Source organism: Candidatus Jordarchaeum sp. (assembly GCF_052745115.1).
On the sequence record NZ_JBRAKS010000455.1, the window covers coordinates 1 to 2,705 of the forward strand.

General features: G+C 39.4%; 4 protein-coding genes and 1 tRNA gene. 2 read left to right on the forward strand and 3 right to left on the reverse strand.

Annotation, left to right across the window (positions count from 1 at the left end):
* The first annotated feature begins 281 nt into the window (after nucleotides 1-281).
* Nucleotides 282-353 (forward strand) — tRNA-Gly (locus tag ACUVXA_RS19465).
* Nucleotides 354-517: 164 nt separating this feature from the next.
* Nucleotides 518-793, forward strand: a complete 276-nt coding sequence (locus tag ACUVXA_RS19470) for a hypothetical protein (protein WP_445872954.1) — start codon at nucleotides 518-520, stop codon at nucleotides 791-793.
* A gap of 156 nt (nucleotides 794-949) precedes the next feature.
* Here ACUVXA_RS19470 and ACUVXA_RS19475 read toward each other — a convergent pair whose 3' ends face one another.
* The 3 genes from ACUVXA_RS19475 to ACUVXA_RS19485 form a co-directional block, all read right to left on the reverse strand.
* The gene (locus tag ACUVXA_RS19475) at nucleotides 950-1,675 is read right to left on the reverse strand and encodes an ATP-binding cassette domain-containing protein (protein WP_445872955.1); all 726 of its coding nucleotides are present in this window, start codon (nucleotides 1,673-1,675) and stop codon (nucleotides 950-952) included.
* A gap of 12 nt (nucleotides 1,676-1,687) precedes the next feature.
* Nucleotides 1,688-2,257, reverse strand: a complete 570-nt coding sequence (locus ACUVXA_RS19480; RefSeq protein WP_445872956.1) for a hypothetical protein — start codon at nucleotides 2,255-2,257, stop codon at nucleotides 1,688-1,690.
* On the reverse strand, nucleotides 2,247-2,705 hold a 459-nt coding region (locus ACUVXA_RS19485), incomplete at its 5' end, for an ABC transporter permease (protein ID WP_445872957.1). The genes ACUVXA_RS19480 and ACUVXA_RS19485, both read right to left, overlap by 11 nt.

Below are 2,705 nucleotides of genomic sequence, written 5' to 3' on the forward strand. Positions count from 1 at the left end.
ACTGCATCCTCAAATTCAGATATCGTTTTTTCTATCGCCATCTTGGCGCAGCCAGAAATAAAAACCGAAATCAACACCACAACAGCCAGTACTATTCCAAAGCGTTTCATTTTAGCCTCCAGTAGGGGATTTATAATAAATCATAACACATTTTCATCGATTCTTTTAATAAAAGATGGATTCAGGTTTTATTTTTTTACCTGTAATTAAAAACACGATAAAATTTATATTGACATCACCGAATGTCAATGTTAGAAATATATATGCAAGAAATATATTATGCGGGAATAGTTCAGGGGTAGAACGTCAGCTTCCCAAGCTGAATGTCGCGGGTTCGATTCCCGTTTCCCGCTCAGGAGTAACTCCCTTACCAGAGGAAGGTAAGGGAGTTATTATTTTATGTCAATGGATATGAACCGTAAATAAAATAAGGAGTAGCTAAAGTTCTGAGGAAGATAGCATCATACATTGAAAAGGATCCAGTCTAATCGAAAAAGAGCATGCGAACAAATTGTTAATGTCATTCAAACTTTATAATGAAATTGAGAATTACTTATTAAAGAAGGCGTGCATTGAAAGAGAAAGGGTTCTAAAAAATATTCGTGAGAATAAACCTTTACGATGTTATGAATTTAATCCCGAGTTCTTTAGAGAATTCGATATTGAGTTAATCAGCAATCCAACAGAAAAGCTGAGAAAGATAATCAAAGAAGAAAGAGACGAACTGAAAGTTGTTTCAAAGATTGAATGTAGAAATAAAAAAAGAGAAGGGCAAATATATAGAGGGTTATAAGAAATAATTTCCTCATCTTCCTGGTTCATATAAGGTAAATGGTTCAATGAGAATCTTTTGCCGAAGTACTTACCCCGAGAGCAGAATGTAATACAGAAAATTTTCCATGATCACTTTCTGGTAACTGAAACAAATAAGTGTGATAAAAGGCCGAAACTATTCTCTTGCCATCATGTACTTTAAAAGTTCTGACACAGTGGTTTTGCTGCTTTCAAACGCTGCCACGTTTTTTCCTCTCCTCATAACGATTATCCTATCGGATATGGCTATCACCTCCTCCAGATTGTGCGATACATAGATAACGCCAGCGTTCCTCTCCCTAACAAAAGGCACCAAATTTTCTATCAAGTCTTTCGCTGCACCTTTTGAAAGATTTGCCGTGGGTTCATCAAGTAAAAGTATATCAGGCTCAAATAGGAATATCCTTAAAATAGCTATGAGCTGCTGCTGACCTCCAGAAAGCTCTCCTGTAACCTTCTCCACATCCACATCAAAAAACACCTTTTCCAGCAAGTGTCTAAGGATATTTTTCATATAATCCTTCCGAAGAAAACCGAAACTTATTTTTTCCCTACCTAGGAAGATATTTTCTATTCCCTTCAAATCTGGACACAGCATGAAATCCTGGAAAACTATTTCAATTCCCATATCTCTTGCATCAGATGGATTATCAATGGTCGATTCCTTCCCCTTTATGTAGATTTTCCCTGATTCAGGCCGATAAATTCCATAGATGGTCTTCAAGAAAGTCGATTTTCCAGCGGCATTGTCACCTACTAGCCCGACTATTTCATTTCTATTGAGATCAAAATCAAAATTATCTAGTGCAGTTACTGCACCGAATTTTTTGTTGAGACCTCTGGTGGCTATTAGTTCTCCCATCTATTGCCCCATTTAAATCTTTGGGTTTAAACCGACCAAAAGTCCTGCGGTTTTCTGGGGCTGGTTGGAAATTGACCGAGCTCCCGCAGAAACCGTAAGACTTTCTTGAGGTAGATTAAATGCATCGAATTTGTCCTTTGATAATCCATAACTCCAATACTTTTTTGTTGCACCAGCCTCTAGTACATTTTTAGGTTCGGAGGGCGGGTCAGTTATAATTTTTAGTTCATATTTCTGTCCTGCTTCGAAATCTCCTTGAAGGGGTATATCAAGCGTGACTCGCTCACCGACCTCAAGGGTGGTGGTACCTAACATTCCTTCGACTGGAAGCTTGTAAGTTCTATCGCCGACTTTTATTTCCTTTATTTCAAGCCTGACGTCTCCAGAGTTGCTAATAGCCAATGAGAGTCTCGGAGGGTTCTCATCAACATAGATTCTAGCATCAAATATGCTATGGGAAGCAAGCATTTTTTCCCCGCTTCCCAAAATGCTATATATCACTATTAAAGCCAGTCCTCCCACATAGAATATCATCAGGGCTATGACCCAAGTGCTAAGCTCACCCAGCAATTTACTTCGCATACTCAGCCTTCTTCCTGTACACAACAGCTGCGCCTGTAATGATGATCCCTTGAACAACCATCTGCCAGTAGGTAGACAGTCCCTTCAGAGTCATGATATTAATTATGGTTGACAATAAAACCGCCCCTACGATACCCCCCAATAATGTTCCTCTTCCTCCCCGCAGGGAGATACCTCCAACGACGGCAGCGGCGATTATGGTGAGTTCGGCCCCAAAACCAGCATTTGGATACCCAGCCCCCAACCTTGAGGCCAGTATCATTCCTGCTAAAGCATATAAGATTCCCGCAATGAAAAATGCAAGAATTTTAGTTTTATCGACGTTAACTCCGAGGTTCCTGACTACTTGTTCGTTTGATCCAGTGGCTCGAATATAGAAAAACAAGCTCGATCGCTTCTCCATAAAGATAAAAACAGCCCCTAATATGAGGGGTAAGAGAAATATTTT

Coding starts and splice junctions, on each gene's coding strand:
- ACUVXA_RS19470 (WP_445872954.1), top strand. CDS start 518: ATGTCATTCAAACTTTATAATGAAATTGAGAATTACTTATTAAAGAAG.
- ACUVXA_RS19475 (WP_445872955.1), bottom strand. CDS start 1,675: ATGGGAGAACTAATAGCCACCAGAGGTCTCAACAAAAAATTCGGTGCA.
- ACUVXA_RS19480 (WP_445872956.1), bottom strand. CDS start 2,257: ATGCGAAGTAAATTGCTGGGTGAGCTTAGCACTTGGGTCATAGCCCTG.